General features: G+C 45.6%; 14 protein-coding genes. 12 read left to right on the top strand and 2 right to left on the bottom strand.

Going from position 1 to position 18,925, the window contains the following annotated elements; all coding sequences use genetic code 11:
• Positions 1 to 25: 25 nt before the first annotated feature.
• From J4N42_RS08215 to mnhG, 11 genes are all read left to right on the top strand, one after another.
• On the top strand, positions 26 to 697 hold the full coding sequence (locus tag J4N42_RS08215) for an ABC transporter ATP-binding protein (protein ID WP_252027383.1): 672 nt from the start codon (positions 26 to 28) through the stop codon (positions 695 to 697).
• Positions 678 to 3,131 (top strand): ABC transporter permease, encoded by a 2,454-nt coding sequence (locus J4N42_RS08210; RefSeq protein WP_252027382.1) that lies wholly within the window; start codon positions 678 to 680, stop codon positions 3,129 to 3,131. The genes J4N42_RS08215 and J4N42_RS08210 overlap by 20 nt, the downstream gene beginning before the upstream one ends.
• On the top strand, positions 3,132 to 4,256 hold the full coding sequence (locus J4N42_RS08205; protein ID WP_252027381.1) for a lipocalin-like domain-containing protein: 1,125 nt from the start codon (positions 3,132 to 3,134) through the stop codon (positions 4,254 to 4,256).
• Between the two features lie 354 nt (positions 4,257 to 4,610).
• Positions 4,611 to 5,774 (top strand): Na+/H+ antiporter NhaA, encoded by a 1,164-nt coding sequence (gene nhaA, locus J4N42_RS08200; RefSeq protein WP_252027380.1) that lies wholly within the window; start codon positions 4,611 to 4,613, stop codon positions 5,772 to 5,774.
• A gap of 413 nt (positions 5,775 to 6,187) precedes the next feature.
• Positions 6,188 to 8,476 carry a putative monovalent cation/H+ antiporter subunit A gene (locus J4N42_RS08195; RefSeq protein WP_252027378.1) on the top strand — a complete coding sequence of 763 codons (2,289 nt, stop codon included), beginning with the start codon at positions 6,188 to 6,190 and terminating at the stop codon, positions 8,474 to 8,476.
• Positions 8,476 to 8,910 (top strand): Na+/H+ antiporter subunit B, encoded by a 435-nt coding sequence (locus J4N42_RS08190; protein WP_252027377.1) that lies wholly within the window; start codon positions 8,476 to 8,478, stop codon positions 8,908 to 8,910. Before J4N42_RS08195 ends, J4N42_RS08190 begins: the two co-directional genes overlap by 1 nt.
• Entirely contained in the window at positions 8,911 to 9,264 is a 354-nt protein-coding gene (locus J4N42_RS08185; protein WP_252027375.1) for a Na+/H+ antiporter subunit C, read from the top strand.
• Positions 9,261 to 10,751, top strand: coding sequence for a Na+/H+ antiporter subunit D (locus J4N42_RS08180; RefSeq protein ID WP_252027374.1), 1,491 nt, complete (start codon positions 9,261 to 9,263; stop codon positions 10,749 to 10,751). Before J4N42_RS08185 ends, J4N42_RS08180 begins: the two co-directional genes overlap by 4 nt.
• Before the next feature lie 2 nt (positions 10,752 to 10,753).
• A complete protein-coding gene (locus J4N42_RS08175) occupies positions 10,754 to 11,227 on the top strand; it encodes a Na+/H+ antiporter subunit E (RefSeq protein ID WP_252027373.1) in 474 nt (157 codons plus the stop codon).
• A 2-nt stretch (positions 11,228 to 11,229) separates the two neighbouring features.
• On the top strand, positions 11,230 to 11,505 hold the full coding sequence (locus J4N42_RS08170; RefSeq protein ID WP_252027372.1) for an MrpF/PhaF family protein: 276 nt from the start codon (positions 11,230 to 11,232) through the stop codon (positions 11,503 to 11,505).
• Positions 11,498 to 11,872 (top strand): monovalent cation/H(+) antiporter subunit G, encoded by a 375-nt coding sequence (gene mnhG / locus J4N42_RS08165; protein ID WP_252027371.1) that lies wholly within the window; start codon positions 11,498 to 11,500, stop codon positions 11,870 to 11,872. The genes J4N42_RS08170 and mnhG overlap by 8 nt, the downstream gene beginning before the upstream one ends.
• A 36-nt stretch (positions 11,873 to 11,908) precedes the next feature.
• Here the strand turns inward: mnhG and J4N42_RS08160 are convergent, their stop codons facing one another.
• Both J4N42_RS08160 and J4N42_RS08155 read right to left on the bottom strand, forming a co-directional pair.
• The gene (locus tag J4N42_RS08160) at positions 11,909 to 12,472 is read right to left on the bottom strand and encodes an OmpA family protein (protein WP_503034764.1); all 564 of its coding nucleotides are present in this window, start codon (positions 12,470 to 12,472) and stop codon (positions 11,909 to 11,911) included.
• Positions 12,473 to 12,525: 53 nt separating this feature from the next.
• On the bottom strand, positions 12,526 to 13,839 hold the full coding sequence (locus tag J4N42_RS08155) for a TolC family outer membrane protein (protein WP_252027368.1): 1,314 nt from the start codon (positions 13,837 to 13,839) through the stop codon (positions 12,526 to 12,528).
• Between the two features lie 299 nt (positions 13,840 to 14,138).
• Between J4N42_RS08155 and J4N42_RS08150 the strand changes: the two genes are divergently transcribed.
• Positions 14,139 to 18,866 carry a VCBS domain-containing protein gene (locus tag J4N42_RS08150; RefSeq protein ID WP_252027367.1) on the top strand — a complete coding sequence of 1,576 codons (4,728 nt, stop codon included), beginning with the start codon at positions 14,139 to 14,141 and terminating at the stop codon, positions 18,864 to 18,866.
• The last annotated feature ends 59 nt before the right edge of the window (positions 18,867 to 18,925 follow it).

The following is an 18,925-nucleotide window of genomic DNA, read 5'->3' as shown; positions in this document are numbered from 1 at the left end:
ATTCAAAATGATCGTGAGTGATTTAATGTTACAGCTAACAGACCTATGTAAAGGCTATGTGGATGGTGGTGAGTTTCATCCAGTTCTACAAGGTACTGATCTAACATTAAATCAAGGTGACCAAGTTGCGCTAATGGGTGAAAGCGGCTCAGGTAAGAGCACATTGCTTAACTTAATAGCTGGCTTAGACACGGTCGACTCTGGAGAAGTTTGGTTCCCCAATTTCTCAATGCACAACGTTCCTGAACACAGTCGAACTGCTTATCGCCGAAATAATATTGGTCTTATCTTTCAGCAATTTAACTTATTACCGACCTTGAATGTTGCTGACAACATCCGCTTTTGTCGCCAGTTAAGAGGATTACCTGAAGATCAAGGGCTGTGGCGTCAGATCTTGTCAGCGTTGGACCTAATGCCTTTATTGGGCCGATACCCAGAAGAGGTGTCGGGTGGTCAGCAGCAGCGAGCAGCTATCGCACGCGCGTTATATATGGAACCTAAGATACTGCTTGCAGATGAGCCGACAGGTAGTTTGGACGAGCGTAATGCTGAGGCAGTAATGCGTCTGCTTACTACTCTAACGAAGCAACTAGAATGTACGCTACTGCTCGTCACACACAGTGAAAAAGTTGCGGAACACATGCACGGTAGAGTGCGTCTCCAAGGGGGGCAATTGCATGTTATGGCCCGTAGTTAAAGCGCTACTTGGTCATTACCGCCGTTATCCGCTACAAATTATTCTAGTCTGGCTTGGCTTAACGCTAGGCGTTTCCCTATTAGTGGGTGTTACTGCTATTAACAACCACGCTCGCCAAAGTTATGAACATGGCGAAAAACTTTTCTCCAACCCACTTCCTTATCGTATCCGAACCAAACATGTGACACACAAAATTCCGCAAGGATTTTACGTTCAGCTGCGCCGCGATGGGTTTAGTCAATGTGTCCCTTTTGAGTCGACCAATTTAAGTACGCTTGATGGCGAGAATCTAATGCTGGTAGGGGTTGATCCTATCGCGATGCTTCAGTTCCACCCCAACATCACGCTCAAGCAGCTGGAAAGTATGGCGTTAATGCGTCCACCGTATCCAATTATGGTGAGTAGCGTACTAGCAGAGCACATGAACTGGGATGATGGTGATTTTGTTACGTTAAACGATAAGTCGAAGCTCGGACCGATTATCGTCGACCGAACTAACACCATCAACGGTACTCGGATGATTGCCGATATCTCGCTGCTAAGAATGCTAAACCGCAGTTCCGGATTTACTGTGATCGCCTGTGGTGAGATGCCTAAAGAGAAACTTAATAGACTAAAAGACAAGCTTCCCAACGGGATGAGTTTGGTGCGTAGCTCTCGTACAGAGCTGGAGTCGTTAACCAAAGCATTTCACCTGAATTTGTCTGCGATGGGTATGCTTTCTTTTGTCGTCGGTTTGTTCATTTTCTACCAAGCCATGTCACTGTCGTTTATTCAACGTCAGCCTCTAGTAGGAACATTGAGACAAACTGGTGTTTCCGGCTGGCAGTTAGCGAAAGCGCTGAGTGTTGAATTAACTGGAATGGTATTTATTAGCTGGTTATGCGGAAACGTGTTTGGATTGTTGTTAGCTCATCAGCTACTTCCTGCTGTATCGCTCAGCTTAGGTGAACTTTATGACGCCAATGTGAGCCTAGACTTACAGTGGAGTTGGCAATCGAGCCTATACAGCCTATATATGACCATAATCGGTGCTGTGTGTGCTTGTATTTGGCCGTTAATTCGATTGCTTCGTTCACAGCCAATTCGTTTAACGGCAAGGCTTTCTCTAGTGAGGTTCGCCGGTAACGAATTTACGATTCAAGCTTTGCTTGCTTGTGCAATGTGTGTCGCAGCGATTGCTGTTTATCAAGCTCCTCAAACTCAAACCTCTGGATTCGCGATCATCGCACTTATGCTAATGAGTGTGGCTTTGTTTACACCATTTTTGATCTGGAAAGTGTTCACGAGCTTCACTTACTCCATGCGTTGGGTAAAAGTGCGTTGGTTCTTTGCTGATGCCGCTGCGAGTATGAGCTACCGAGGGGTTGCGACTATGGCGTTTATGCTTGCCATGGCAGCCAATATTGGTGTGGAAACCATGGTGGGCAGCTTTAGAGATACGACCGATAAGTGGTTAACTCAACGTCTAGCATCGGATCTTTATATCTACCCGTCAAACACGGCTGCTCCTCGCTTGAGTGGTTGGTTGCAAAAACAGCCAGAAGTGGAATCAGTATGGTGGCGCTGGGAAAAAGAAGAAGCAACCACAAATGGCGCGTTGCAAGTGGTGAGTACTGGCGCTTCGGAGGGCGAGCTAGATGCGCTGACGGTGAAACTAGGGGTTCCCAACTACTGGTATCACTTACACCATTCACGTGGTGTGATGGTCAGCGAATCCATGTCGCTTAAGTTAGGTATTCGGCCTGGTGACTACATCAACCTTTCCGGTAGGCTAGGGCAGGGCTGGCAAGTTGTTGGCGTGTATTACGACTACGGCAACCCTTATAACCAAGTTCTTCTTTCGCATCGAAATTGGCTGTACGCGTTTGCAGGCAGCGGTGATGTTGCTCTTGGCGTGCAGCTTAAAGACAACGTTAACCCCGCAGGTTTGAAGCAGCGTTTGGATTCGGTGTTCAGATTGTCTTCGGAGCGAGTATTCGACAACAGCCATATTCATAGCCAAGCGATGAGAGTGTTCGACAGAACGTTTGCGATAGCGGATACCTTGGGTAATATCACGCTAGTGATCGCTGTGTTTGGTATCTTCTTTGCGACCCTGGCGGGTGAGGTTTCCCGTCAACGGCATATTTCGCTATTGCGCTGCTTTGGGATGTCGGGTAAAGAATTGATTCTGATGGGGAGTCTGCAACTGTTTGTCTTTTGTGCCATTGCCATCATTATTGCGATGCCATTGGGGCTTGCTCTGGCGAGCTTAGTGGTTGATATCGTGATTAAGCAATCATTTGGCTGGACTCTTGAGCTCCAATTTATCCCTGCTGAGTATATGCAAACCATATTCTGGGCGATGTCCTCGCTGATGGTCGCAGGTGCGTTACCTGTCTACCGTATGGTGCGAAACACGCCAATGAAATCTTTGAGAGATGCGCTGTAAATGAAGTTTAAGTCGATGTCATTTAAAAGTATCTCAGCACTTATTCTTGTAGGTGTTGTGCTATCTATTTTGCTTGGCGTCTATTTTCTCTCCGAATCCTCTGATAATAAACCTGCGGTCAACGAACTGAGCTTGGTGCAAAAACCAGCGAATAAGCAGGTGTTCGAGCCTGTTTTACCTAACCACCCTGTGGTACTGCCAAACGACTTTCGTTTCCACCCAGAGTATCAGCATGAGTGGTGGCATTACTTCGCTAATGTCGAAGACAAAAAAGGCAACAAATACAGCGTGCAATGGAGCTATATTCGCATAGCGAGTGATGAGCGCGATATGGTCGGGTGGCAGAGCCCACAGCTCTATATTTCGCACATAGTGGTTTCCAATAAGCACAAGGTTTGGAAGCAGCAAAGAATCGCTCGTGGTGGTATTGGCCAAGCGGGAATGATCGTTCGACCATTTCGACTTTGGCTTGATAACTGGTCTTGGCGTTCATTAGGCAACACGCCGTTTCCTGGTCAACTTGATGTCCAAACCGATCAATTTGCTCTTCAGTTACGTTCAAAAACATCTGGACCATTTGCTTTGCTTGGGGACAAAGGCTACCAAAAGAAACATGATTTGCTTCCGATTGCTTCCTATAACTTAAGTGCACCATTTTTGTCGGTCAAAGGCTGGCTACAACTTGATAAAAACCGTGCAGTGGAAGTGAAAGGCGAAGCTTGGATGAGTAAAGAGTGGGGCACGGGCTTAATTGCAGCCGGACAGGTTGGCTGGGATTGGTTTGTGTTCGACTTGAACAACGACACCACTTTAACCGTGAGTCGCTACCGTCACGATCAGCAGATGCCATATATGTTTGGCACACTGATGACTAAAAGCGGTAAGGCGATAGCACTGTCTGGCGATGAAATTTTAATGGAGCCGACGTTGTATCGTACCGTTGCAGATGGGAAACAGTTACCGATCGAGTGGGCTATTGCAGTTCCAAAGCATGGTATTGAACTGAATACCAAAGCAATCAACCGATCTTTGTGGTTACCTTTTGTGATCCCGTATTGGGAAGGACCTATTCAAACAACAGGAACACACACTGCTAATGGCTTTATGCAACTGACTGGTTATTAGGTTTCGGTGCACTTCCTACACTTCACAGCCACTTTCCTCCTGTAATCTTCATATAAATTAAAAACTTGTATTGTCGATAGATAATCTATACTGGTTATAAATGCTAGCCAGAAATGGATGTCTGAACAGACTAGTTTGAGCTCGCGAAAAGACCTGAATGTGATGATAGTGTGATGGGTCGCAAATGTTGACTTATCGATTAAGCGATTTGATACCTCATTATTTATCAATTGGTTAGATTGGTTTAACTCTTTGAATTTTGGCATGGCAGATCGTGGAGTAGTGATTTAGCCGTGTCTTTTGCCCAGTCGTTTGGTTTTTCTTTTATAAGAAGCAGTTAAAAGGTCAGTCACAATGGACAAATTGATTCGCGACTTCTTGCGAATGGAGTCTGCAAGTGGGATTTTGTTGGTAGTTGCAGCTGCCATAGCAATGTTCATCGCTAACTCCCCACTTAATGAATACTATCAAGGCTTCCTGCACTCCTACTTATTAGGGATGTCTCTATCGCATTGGATTAATGACGGCCTGATGGCCATCTTCTTCTTGTTAATTGGCTTAGAAGTAAAGCGTGAACTTGTCGAAGGCGCTCTTAAATCAAAAGAAACGGCGATGTTTCCTGCGATTGCTGCCGTTGGGGGAATGGCAGTTCCAGCGTTAGTTTATGTCATGTTTAACTGGGGCAATGACGCAGCGATGGCCGGTTGGGCAATCCCAGCGGCAACTGACATTGCCTTTGCGCTTGGTATTATGGCGCTACTAGGTAACAGGGTACCTGCCAGTTTGAAAGTGTTCTTACTTGCATTGGCGATCATCGATGATTTGGGTGCCGTGGTTATCATTGCGTTCTTTTACACGGCCGATTTATCGACTTCCGCACTGACGTTTGGGTTTATTTCCACAGCAGCTTTATTTTGGCTCAATTCTAAGCAGGTAACAAAACTCTCTCCTTATCTCATTATTGGCGCTTTACTGTGGTTTGCGGTACTTAAATCTGGAGTGCATGCGACACTTGCAGGCGTGGTGATTGGTTTTGCTATCCCATTAAAAGGGAAAGATGGTGAGCACTCCCCATTGAAACATCTAGAGCACACGCTCCATCCATACGTATCATTTGGTGTACTGCCTTTGTTCGCATTGGCCAATGCGGGCTTATCGCTTCAGAACGTGTCTATTGCTGGGCTGACGTCTATGGTACCGCTTGGAATCGCTTTAGGTCTGTTGGTGGGTAAACCAATTGGTATCATGTTGTTCTGTTGGGTGTCGCTGAAGATGAAACTAACAGAGCTCCCTGCTGGGATAAGAATGCGCCAAATATTTGCGGTATCTGTGCTGTGCGGGATCGGCTTTACCATGTCTATATTCATTTCTTCTCTCGCCTTTGAATTCGAAGCCGAGTCGCTGGATACATATGCGAGATTAGGCATTTTAATGGGGTCGACTGTCTCAGCAATACTGGGTTACATCTTATTAAGAATGTCTTTGCCTAAGGATCAAACTAAGCCTTCAACTAGTTGAAATCAATAATATTATTTTAACTTGTGACTTGTTTTAATATGCGAGAATCAGCCCAGTTTCGTTGCGAAACTGGGCTGATTTTTTAGAATGTTGATTGAAATTTATAATCGATACTGTAACGATAAGAATGAATGATATTGGTGGTATTTCCTACTAATTGTGGTTTTTGTATCGGTTTTTTCGAAGTGTTGGCTCATAACAAGCGAATATTCTTGTTAATAGAATTTGAATAGACTTCTCATCTCTAAGCTTTAGTGTGATGTTACTCAAATTATGAGCGTAGTTCCGTATAGTATGTCTATGAGTTTCTTGATGTATTATTGAAAGCGGATGCCTAAATAGGGAATGTTCTTTTCGAGTGTGTTTTGCATCTACGCTAAAGTTTTTTTTAAAGTCTTTGGAGGCTACTCTTAATGCTGTTTGCCGTTCTGTCCGGTTTTATCCTGGCGGCGTTTGTTCCGTGGCTATTTAGTCGCTTTGGCGAGCAAACGAGTAAGTTGCTCGCACTCTTGCCTGCGACTCTATTTGTCTACTTCTTAACGCTATTACCTGCTGTTACAGAGCAGGGACCTCAGCTGTTTAGCTACGATTGGGTACCAAGTTTAGGGATCAGCCTTGATTTTTGGGTTGATGGATTAAGCTTGCTGTTCGCGTTGCTGATCTCTGGCATTGGCTTTTTCGTTATTGTTTACGCGGGTAGCTACCTAGCAAACAAGCCAGATCAACGTAAGTTGTTGATGTATCTAATGGCATTTATGGGTGCCATGCTGGGAGTCGTACTATCAAGCAACTTAATGGCGATGTTCGTGTTCTGGGAACTGACCAGTATTACGTCATACATGCTTATCGGCTACTACCATGAAAAAGAATCTTCTCGTCGCTCTGCGTTGCAAGGTCTTATTGTCACCGTAGGTGGTGGCTTAGCCTTGTTGGCCGGCATCATTATGCTTGGTATGATCGCTGGAACATACGAAGTTAGAGAAATTCTCGCTCAAGGTTCGGATCTGCAATTGCATCCTTTGTTTGGTGCAATGATGATTGCCATCTTACTGGGGGCATTTACGAAATCTGCGCAGTTCCCATTCCATTTCTGGCTGCCAAATGCCATGGCTGCCCCAACGCCTGTGAGTTCTTACCTTCACTCAGCAACGATGGTGAAGGCGGGTGTCTACCTAATGGCTCGCTTGCAACCAACAATGGCTGGTAATGAAACTTGGACTCTGCTTCTCACTGGTTTTGGTGCTGTCACCATGTTGCTTGGTGCGACGATGGCGGTTACCAGTACGGATCTTAAACGTATCCTTGCTTACTCAACGGTGATGGCGTTGGGTACGTTAACTATGCTTATCGGCATCGGTACCGAAGCGGCTTTGGTTGCGACGATTGTGTTCCTACTAGGGCATGCTTTGTACAAAGGTGCTCTGTTCATGGCCGCGGGTACCATTGACCACGAAACTGGAACGAAAGACGTTCGTGAGCTTGGTGGTTTAAGAAAAGCGATGCCATACACAGCTGCATTTATGTCACTTGCTGCACTCGCTTTAGCGGGCGTACCGCCACTGTTTGGCTTTGTTGGCAAAGAAATGATGCTTGCTGGTGTGTTATCTAGCCCTTGGGCCGCACTATTAGCATTCATGGCGCTATTGACTTCTATTTTCATTGTTGCCTGTGCCTGCTTACTTGTTATTAAGCCTTTCTGGGGCAAGAAAAAAGAAACACCAAAACAAGCACATGAAGCACCTATCGGTATGCGTTTAGGGTTCACTGTATTGTCTATCGTTGGTTTAATCTTTGGATTAATTCCTAGCCTAGTGACGCCGTTAGTGACAGCTGCTGTGAATGCAATTTCTGGCACAAATATGGAAACGGTAGATGTTTCGCTTTGGCACGGCATCAATCTTCCATTGATGATAAGTGTGACGGCGTTAGTACTTGGTTACGTACTGTTTAAGAAGTGGGATTCACTAAGAGCTACTGCAGCACAAGCCAAACCACTGTTGAAGTGTGGGCCAGAGCGCGGTTACGACATCTTTATGGATAACCTAGTGAAATTAGCTAAGTGGTCGACCGCTAAATTGCAAAACGGCTATATGGGCAATTATATTTTGACCATTTTCATGACCACTATTGCTCTAGTGGGCTACGCCATGTACACCAAGGTCGGCTTCCATTGGGAGATTGATTTCTCTGATGTGACGATTAAAGACATTGGTATCTCAGTCATTATTTTAGCGGTTATCTTCTACGCCTGTACTACGCCACTGCGTTTAGGTTCGGTCGCTGCAATAGGTGCGCTAGGTTTCTCTATGGCGCTGATTTACGTGTTCTTTAGTGCTCCTGATCTAGCAATTACTCAGGTTCTGATTGAAACACTTACTGTCATCATGTTGGTACTGGTTCTGTTCAAATTACCTAAGTTCCAAAAACTTTCTAGCTCGGATACGCGATGGAGAGACTGCATTGTTGCAATTATGTTTGGTGCGATGATGGCGGTTCTACTTCTTACAGCGGTCCATTTCGCAATGCCTGGTGGCATCAGCGGTTATCTGATTGAGAACAGTTACCCAATCGCAAAAGGCCGTAACATTGTTAACGTTATTCTGGTTGATTACCGTGCGCTGGATACGCTGGGTGAACTATTCGTATTGTCACTGGCTGCTATCGGTGTGACAGCAATGCTTAGAACTAAGAAGGAACAGTAATGAACAATACAAGTACTTCACTTATTTTACAGGTCATTGCGCGTTTCCTATTGCCGATGTTGCTGTTGTACTCAGTATTCTTGCTACTCCGAGGGCACGATGAACCTGGTGGTGGCTTCATCGCAGGCCTTGTTGCATCAAGCGCGTTTGCTTTGCACTTGTTCGCATTCGACGCCAAGCAAACTAGAAAATTAATTGGTATTGATAGCTCATATTTAATGGGTGGGGGCCTGTTGATTTCGATGATGAGTGGCTTCGTCGGTGTAATTAAATCTGGCAGCCCTTTCCTCAGTGCTGTTTGGTGGTATGTGCAAGTTCCTGGTTTGGGTGAACTAAAAATTAGTACCCCTTTGATTTTCGATATCGGTGTTTATCTTGTCGTTTTGGGCATGGTTACAACGCTGCTGTTTTCACTTGCGCAGTTGGAGGACTAAATGACAACGTTATTTGCCATAGTGATTGGCGCGTTATATGCCGCCGCGCTTTACATGATGTTGCGCCGAAGTGTCGTTAAGTTGGTGATTGGTCTCATCATCCTTTCGAACGCCGCTAACTTACTCATCTTTACCGGTGGTGGTCTTGTTCGTGGAGCCCCACCATTAATCGAAGAAGGGATGTCCGGGCCTGTAGGACAAATTGCAGACCCGCTGCCTCAGGCGCTTATCCTGACTGCGATTGTGATTAGTTTTGGTGTTTTAGCTTTTGCCGTGGTTCTAATCAAACGAGCTTATAAAGTGATTGGAGCAGACGATATGAACGAAATGAAGAGTACAGATTCACAACTATGATGCTATTAATGCCAGTACTGATCCCGATGCTTGCAGCAGCACTTTCTATGGTGTTGTGGAAGCATCAAACATTGCAACGCTGGATCAGTGTATTTTCAAATTTCGCGTTGTTAATTGCCGCTGTTACGCTGTTTAACACAGTCTACAATGATGGCATTCAAGTGATTACCTTAGGTGGCTGGGAAGCACCATTTGGTATTTCTTTAGTCGCTGACTTGCTTGCCGTTGTTATGGTGACTGTGTCGGCTGTGGTTGCGTTTTGTATTTCGATCTACGCACTTGCTACGATGACGGAAGAGCATGAGAAATTCGGCTTTTATCCATTGCTGCATTTGATGCTTGCTGGTGTAGTCGGCTCATTTCTAACCGGTGATATCTTTAACCTGTATGTTTGGTTTGAGATCATGCTTGTGGCATCGTTCGGTCTGCTTATCCTTGGCGGCGAACGCAGCCAGATGGAAGGTGCACTAAAATATGTCACACTGAACTTACTGTCTTCAGCGTTATTCTTAAGCGCAATTGGTTTGCTATATGCGTACGCGGGTACGTTGAGTATTGCAGATCTAGGTCAGAAGTTAGCAGGCTCTGACAACCCAGAAGTTGTCACTGTCATTTCGCTGTTGTTCTTGGTTGCATTTGGTATCAAAGCGGCGGCATTTCCATTGTTCTTCTGGTTACCTGCGTCATACCATACGCCACCGGTTGCGATCTCGGCGGTGTTTGCAGGCCTACTCACTAAAGTAGGTGTCTACGCATTGTACCGTGTATTCAGTGTGGTGTTTGTTGGTGATCTAGCCTTTACCCATAACACGCTACTGATGTGGATGGGTATATTTACCATGGTAACAGGTGTACTTGGTGCTGCTGCGCAATATGAAGTGAGAAGAATTTTATCTTTCCACATTGTCAGCCAGATTGGTTACATGATCTTGGGCCTAGCGCTGTTTACTCCGTTAGCGATCCTTGGTGGTGTGTTTTACTTGTTCCACCACATCATTGTAAAAACAAACTTATTCCTTATTGGTGGTGTGATGCATCGACTGCATGGTTCTTACCAGTTAGATAGGTTAGGTGGGCTGTATAAATCTGCACCATTCTTAGCGATTTTGTTTGCGATTCCAGCAATGTCACTTGCGGGTATCCCACCGCTATCAGGCTTCTTTGCTAAATTCGTTGTCATTAAAGCGGGTATTGAAGCAAAAGAGTGGATAGGTGTGATTGCTTCTCTAGCGGTTGGTTTACTAACAATGTATTCAATGATCAAGATTTGGGCGGAAGCATTCTGGAAGAAGTTGCCAGAGGATGCAGAAACATTGCCACCAATGTCTGACTCAGAAAGATTATGTTTGTACTTACCAATCATCTTGATGGCTATCCTCACGGTGACAATTGGTATCAATGCACAGTGGTTCGTTGAATTAGCTTCAATGACTGCCGACCAGATCTTAGATCCTCAGCAGTACATTCAAGCGGTGCTAGGGGGCTAATCATGAAAGCATTTGGATGGAATATGATGTTGGCACTAGCTTGGCTGGTGCTCTCAGGAACCTACACAATTTCGAACCTGTTTGCCGGTATGATCATGAGTTACATCGTATTGGCGTATGTGTTACGTGATCGACCATTGTTCGGTACGTACTTTGGTAAGTTGCCTAAGTTGACGAACTTTATCTTGTTCTTTATTTGGGACTTGATTAAAGCGAACGCTCGAGTGGCATATGATGTATTAACTCCGACGCACCTGATGAAGCCTGCGGTTATCGGTGTACCACTCGATCTAGAAACAGATGGTGCTATTACAGTGTTTTCAAACCTAATCACTGTAACCCCGGGTTCACTAGCGCTTGACGTGTCTACCGACAAAAAAGTGCTGTACGTACACATCATGTACTTTGAAGATGAAGAGCTGCACATCGCTGAGTTTAAGCGACTTGAAGCTATGGTTATGGACTTACTGGGGTAGAGATGATGTTAGAGACTGTATACGGTATTTGTTTCTTTATGCTGATCATTTCGATGTTATTGGCTTTAGTTCGCTTGCTAAAAGGCCCATCTTTGCCAGATCGCGTGATCGCATTGGAGTTAATGGCGTCACTGACGGTAGGTTTGGTTGTTCTTTATAGTATCGCTTATGACGAACCGAAGTTCATCGATGTGGCTATCGCTTTGGCGTTAACGTCATTCCTAGCCGCGGTGGGTTTTTCACGTTACTTAGAGCAAAGAGGAGTAAAAGATGATTGATTATGTAATAGCATTTTTTGCCCTAATGGGGGCCTTTTTGATGCTGCTGGCAGGTATTGGCTTGAACCGAATGCCAGATGTATTGACTCGAATGCACGCAACGACAAAAGCAGGTGCACTTGGCGTTGGTTTGTTGGTTATCGTGTTTGCGATTGTGTTCTGGGAAGACACTTCGATTGTTGTCCGTGCTATTGCTGTGATTTTCTTTGTTATGTTCACAGCACCAATTGCGGCGCATGTGGTTGCAAGAACCAGTTACTTCGTTGGGGTTCCTGTTTGGGAAGGAACAGTGAAGGATGCAATTAAAGAACAGTACGATATGGATACGCACCAACTATCGAGTAAATGCGACCAAAAACGTAACTAAGTTAGAATTGAAAACGCTCCCGATGGGAGCGTTTTTTTATTTTTCTAGGGTGGTGAATATGTTCCATTCTTCAACCACTTCTTCTTTTAGCCCAACTACCGTTGCGGTAACCTTTCGGTTTGCTGCGTGGGAGGCAGGGTCGTCACCATCAGTTTCGAGTCGGGTTTCGCCATAGCCCACCACTCTTACACGTTTAGGGTCGATTTCGTAAGAAAGTAGCTTATCTTCCACAGTGTGTGCCCGTTTCTTAGAAAGCTCTAAGTTGTACTCTGGTGCACCCACCTTACTTGCGTAGCCTTGAATTTCTATTGAGGCAGATTTATAAACTTTCAAGAAATCAGCCATCGTCTGTATCTGGCTACCAAATACTGGGTTGATTTCATAGGAATTGTGAGCAAATAAGATACGTAGTTGACGTGTGTCCTCTGAGCGTATGGTTTCGCCACAGCCATCATTATCGACACTTGAACCTTTTGGGGTGCCCGGGCAAATATCGCGAGCATTAACGACGCCATCTCTATCGTCATCTAATAGGTCAGAAATTTGTTTCGCTTGCGGTGTATCGATATAGGGGTAATCGTCATTGGCGCAACCACTCATGGCAAAGCCGGCTACGAGTAAAGTGAGCGTCGATATAGTTGCAGTTTTCATTATCAGTACTCCACTCGTTGTGTCCATTCTTCTGGGATATCAACAAGCAGCGCGTCCAATAGTGAACCTGTTGCGTTCATAACCCGATACTTGGCATATTGCTCAGAGTAGTGAGCATCCAAGTAATCTTTTCTTGCTTCGAACAACTCGTTTTCGGTGTTAAGTAAATCGAGTAAGGTTCGTTGACCAATTCGATATTGCTTTTCATAGGCAATAACGGTTTCAGAAGCTGAGTCTACATGGTCGGCAAGAAAGTTTTTCTGTTGCAGAGTTAGGTCGAGAGCAGACCAAGATAAACGAAGGCCTTCTTCTACCTGACGGTAGGCGTTATCTCTTAGGTCTTTCGCTTTGTTCAATTGGTAAGCGGAACGTTCAGTCAAATCTCTGTCGCTGCCGCCATTATAGAGGTTGTAGCGTAAGCGAAGCATCGCTAGTGTTTCTTCACTGTTGCCTTCATCGCCCGCTGCATCATCTCGCCACGATTGGCTCGCTTCAAACGATATGGTTGGGTAGTTGTTCCCTTTAGACTGCTCATATTGGAAGCGCGCGGAGTCTATATCGGCATTAGCAATTTTGATGACAGGGTGAGCGTCATAGGCTTCAACAAGCGCATCGGTAAGGGATAGGGGAAGCTTAGAAACGTCAGCTCTAGGGTAAATGAGTCCTAACGGTTGTTGGCCGACTAATCTATGAAATTGGGTATGGGTATCAACCAAATTGTTCTGGGCGGCCAGCAGGTTACCGTGCGCCTTTGCTATCCTTGCTTCGACTTGCGATAAATCCGCCGTCGAGCCAATTCCTGATTCAGCGCGTCGTTTAATGTCCTTATAGATTTTTTTGTGTACGGATAGGTTACTTTCAGACAACGCCAGTACCTCAGTGGCTTTTACCGCGTCTAAGTAAACTTGTATGACTTGTAACGCAATATCTTGAGCATCGGCGAGCACTTGAAGTCTAATGGATTCGGCTTCTGCTGCCGTCCTGTCAATATCTCTTAACGTAGAGGAACCATCCCAGATCAATTGGGTAAGACTAATCGTTGCTTCTTTTCTTGTTAGGTCTGTATCTGGTTGATTAAGGGATTCAGCAGGGCTAATTCCTTCATAGCCAATACCCGCATCCAAATCAATGCTGGGCAAGTAAGCACCAGAAGCGGCATCGCTTTCTTTTACCTTACTTAGGTATTCATTAAAAATACTCTTTATCTCAGGGTTAGTCGCTAGAGTGATTGCAACGGCTTGTTCTAGTGTTTGGCTGGAAGCACTAAAACTCGCTGCTATTACACAACTCAGCAAAATAGGCTTATTCCATTTCACTATTGGGTCTCCTTACGAAGCAGATAACACCAGCTCATGACGCACTGCTTGCGCCCGAAAATTAGTTCAGAGTCGGCTTGATCAATGGAAGTCTAGTTTAACGATTGGGAATTTGAGAACTTAATCCAAAAATAAATCCTTTTAATTATTGACAACTTGCAATGATTGGCTCTTTTTTATCAGCTTATTGAGTGGATTATCAGTAGAAGAGGGCTAAATTTAATAGAGCATAAGCGGTGCAGATTGGGGTGCTCATAGTGGAGCAAGCCCTTTCTTTGCTGAAAATGAGGGGAAGGCTTATGAGTGCGGGTAATATTTCGTCCATTATTTGGGCGGGGGCAACAGTAGTAATCGATGCTGCTGGTCAACTGAGAGAGCTAGCAGCGGGCGAGCAGCCAGCTCCGGGTGAAGTGGTCGTTACGATTGACGATGAGAACCCAGGGGCAGTCAACATTCAAGCAGAGTTAGTTAACGATGGCTTACCCAATTTAGGTTTAGAGTTAGACGATGAAATCGCTCAGATTATTGGACAGATTGAGCAGGGAGTCGACCCGACACAGAATGACGACTTCGCGACTGCGGCTGGTGGACAAAATGGGTCGAGCCCGACCGGAACTGGGGATATTGAACGTACTGGTGCCGAAGTAATCGCTTCTACTTCCTTTGATACCTCAGGGCTAGAAGACCAAGGCTTATCAGAAACGCAAAGTCTAGCATTAGTTGAAGTTATTACCCTTGCTTTGGTTGGTGGTGATGCCAATGTTGCAGAAGATGAAACTGACGAACCTTTAGTTATTACGGGGACTTTAACCGTGACGGATACTGAAGATCCGACGTTTATCGAACAGGTAGATACAGAAGGGGATTACGGTTCGTTTACGATTGATGCTGAAGGGAACTGGACGTTTATCGCTGACAGTGCTTTTAACGAGCTTAATGTTGGAGAATTTCTAACTGATGTCTTTTCTGTGTCAGCCTCGGATGGCACATTACAGGATGTCACTGTGACCATTAATGGTACCAATGACTTACCACAATTCGAACCTAATGATGAAGACCAATACTCTTTTAGTTATGAAGAAGGGATTGGTACTACTGATGTAATTGGTCAGGTAAACGCGGTTGATCCAGACAACCAAGTCTTGGCATACAGTATCTCATCTAATTTGGTTGATGGTGATGACAATCCACTCTACGCTATCGATCCAGTAACGGGTGAGATTACGCTTACGGCGGAAGGTGTCGCGGCATACACCAACGATTTTGAAACGCTCGGTAATGAGCACCTTATTGTAGTAACGGTAACGGAAGTCGATGGCGAAGGTGTTGCTCAGTCAGTGGATATTAATGTCGTACTAAATGAGTTGGATGTGAATGAGCCTCCGGTGTTTGAGCCGCCAATTGAAGGGGATGAATACGTCTTTGCTTACGATGAGAACACCGATGCGGGTGTGACATTAGGGCAAGTCACAGCAAACGACCCCGAGCTGGGGGGCGTTACCTACAGTATTGGCACCAACGTTCAAATAGAGGGTGTGGATTTATTCCAAATCGATGCTCAAGGCAATATCAGCCTCACAGCCGCAGGGGCAGAAGCATTCACCAATGATTATGAAACGTTAGCCAACAGCCATGACATCACCGTCATTGCGTCTGACGGCGTGAACGATGTCGAAATTACCGTGACCCTCAACGAGCAAGATGTGAATGAGCCTCCAGTGTTTGAGCCGCCAATTGAGGGCGATGAGTACGTCTTTGCCTACGATGAGAACACCGATGCGGGTGTGACATTAGGGCAAGTTACAGCAAACGACCCCGAGCTGGGGGACGTCACCTACAGTATTGGCACCAACGTTCAAATAGAGGGTGTGGATTTATTCCAAATCGATGACCAGGGGAATATTAGTCTCACAACCGCAGGGGCAGAAGCGTTCACCAATGATTATGAAACGTTAGCCAACAGTCATGATATTACTGTCATTGCGTCTGACGGTGTGAACGATGTCGAGATTACGGTAACCCTCAACGAGCAAGATGTGAATGAGCCTCCGGTGTTTGAGCCGCCAATTGAGGGCGATGAGTACGTCTTTGCCTACGATGAGAACACCGATGCGGGTGTGACATTAGGGCAAGTTACAGCGAATGATCCAGAGTTGGAGGATGTCACCTACAGTATTGGCACCAACGTTCAAATAGAGGGTGTGGATTTATTCCAAATCGATGCTCAAGGCAATATCAGCCTCACAGCCGCAGGGGCAGAAGCATTCACCAATGATTATGAAACGTTAGCCAACAGCCATGATATTACCGTCATTGCGTCTGATGGAGTGAACGATGTCGAAATTACCGTGACCCTCAACGAGCAAGATGTGAATGAGCCTCCAGTGTTTGAGCCGCCAATTGAGGGCGATGAGTACGTCTTTGCCTACGACGAGAACACCGACCCAGGAGTGACATTAGGGCAAGTCACAGCAAACGACCCCGAGCTGGGGGATGTCACCTACAGTATTGGCACCAACGTTCAAATAGAGGGTGTGGATTTATTCCAAATCGATGCTCAAGGCAATATCAGCCTCACAGCCGCAGGGGCAGAAGCATACACCAATGATTATGAAACATTGGCCAATAGCCACGACATTACCGTCATTGCGTCTGATGGAGTGAACGATGTCGAAATTACCGTGACCCTCAACGAGCAAGATGTGAATGAGCCTCCGGTGTTTGAGCCGCCAATTGAGGGCGATGAGTACCTCTTTGCCTACGACGAGAACACCGACCCAGGAGTGACATTAGGGCAAGTCACAGCAAACGACCCCGAGCTGGGGGATGTTACCTACAGTATTGGCACCAACGTTCAAATAGAGGGTGTGGATTTATTCCAAATCGATGCTCAAGGCAATATCAGCCTCACAGCCGCAGGGGCAGAAGCGTTCACCAATGATTATGAAACATTGGCCAATAGCCACGACATTACCGTCATTGCGTCTGATGGCGTGAACGATGTCGAAATTACCGTGACCCTCAACGAGCAAGATGTGAATGAGCCTCCAGTGTTTGAGCCGCCAATTGAGGGCGATGAGTACGTCTTTGCCTACGATGAGAACACCGACCCTGGAGTGACATTAGGGCAAGTCACAGCAAACGACCCCGAGCTGGGGGATGTCACCTACAGTATTGGCACCAACGTTCAAATAGAGGGTGTGGATTTATTCCAAATCGATGCTCAAGGCAATATCAGCCTCACAGCCGCAGGGGCAGAAGCGTTCACCAATGATTATGAAACATTGGCCAACAGCCACGACATTACCGTCATTGCGTCTGACGGAGTGAACGATGTCGAAATTACCGTGACCCTCAACGAGCAAGATGTGAATGAGCCTCCGGTGTTTGAGCCGCCAATTGAGGGGGATGAGTACGTCTTTGCCTACGATGAGAACACCGACCCAGGAGTGACTTTAGGGCAAGTTACTGCGAATGACCCAGAGTCACTGGATGTTACTTATAGTATTGGCACCAACGTGCAGATAGAGGGTGTGGACTTATTCCAAGTTGATGACCAAGGGAATATTAGTCTTACCACCGCAGGGGCGGAAGCCTTTACCAACAATTATGAAGAGTTAACCAACAGTCATGTGATTACTGTGGTTGCGTCTGACGGAGTCAATGAAACTGAGATAACAGTGACGCTCAATGAGCAGGATGTTAATGAGCTACCAACAGCAGAAGATTTTGATGTCGATGCTGAAGACAACGTCATTGTACCGATCGTATTTGACTCTGATGTGGCTGAAGATGACCACATTGCAGATGAAGATGATGATTTCAATGGTCTACAGGTCAATGTGATGCTCACATCTCTTCCTGAGTACGGAGTACTGCTGTATACCGATGATATGGGGGAAACTCGCGAGCTGACCGCCGCAGATCTACATGTCGATGGTGACCCTATCGACGCTAACAAATTGTTGAACCCTGACAATATTGTCTATGTTCCGGGCTCCGGCGACCCATTTGAAATTGGCTATTCTGGCGATCCTGAAGATATCGTTCTTACTGATGGTTTCTTTAATTGGGGCGTAGAAGTGAGCCCAACTGAAAGAGAAATCACCTTAGATAACGGCAATACCATTAGTTTGTCTATTACTGACAACAATAACAAGCCACTCAAGCAGTATTCAGGTGAGCAACCCCATGTTGGCCACGGTATTGGTGATACTGATGGCCGCGGTATGAACAAGCAAGAAACGTTAATACTAGACCTAAGAAATAACCCTTTAGGTGTTGTTGCCTTTGGGTTGGACGGTATGGGGGGCGCGTTTAACACCAATAGTAATATCGCTGTAAGTGTGACTTACACTTTCGCTGACGGTACAACCGAAACGGTCGAGTATCAGAAAGATCCAGGTGATGTAGGTAATGCTCAGATCTTGTATGAATTTACTTATTCATCTCCTGATAATGAAATTGTGCAAATGGACTTCAGTTCTAATGGTGGTAACTGGGAGCTACGTTACGTATCTGGCTCGCAAACTGTCGAGGAGGATGTAACGTTCGACTATATGGCGGTGGATTCAGAATTGGCTGTTAGTGAAGAGGCTACCGTTACCATCGATGTGTCTGACTCTCCCGCATATCAAGTGCTTGCAGCCGCCAATGAAGATGAGCTTAACGCAGAGCAGGGCAACGATGTGCTTGTAGGCGATAATGACGCAAATGTATTTACATGGCTTGATGGCACATTAGATACAGGTACGGATGTCATTATGGACTTCGAGTTAACTGAAGATATGATCGATCTTGATGACATATTAGATGATACCGAAAGTGCCGACATCGATGAACTAATTGCTAATATTGGCGTTGAAATTGTCGATGACAACGTTGAGCTTACTATCGAACATGATGGTGGCGAACAAACGATTGTGATAGAAGATGGCGCTAACATACTTAGTGATTACATTGGCCCTGGCAACGAGTTCGATTCTATTGAACTATTGGGTCAGATAATCAAAAACGATGCCGCATAAAGGTAAGTTTTGATTGAAAAGGCTGGGCGTGTAGCCCAGCTTTTTTATTCTGACAATTT

The organism is Vibrio sp. SCSIO 43135, from assembly GCF_023716665.1.
Classification (GTDB): Bacteria; Pseudomonadota; Gammaproteobacteria; order Enterobacterales; family Vibrionaceae; genus Vibrio; species Vibrio paucivorans.
The sequence above is the reverse complement of the archived record's forward strand: the minus strand, read 5'-3'. Positions and strand labels throughout refer to the sequence as shown.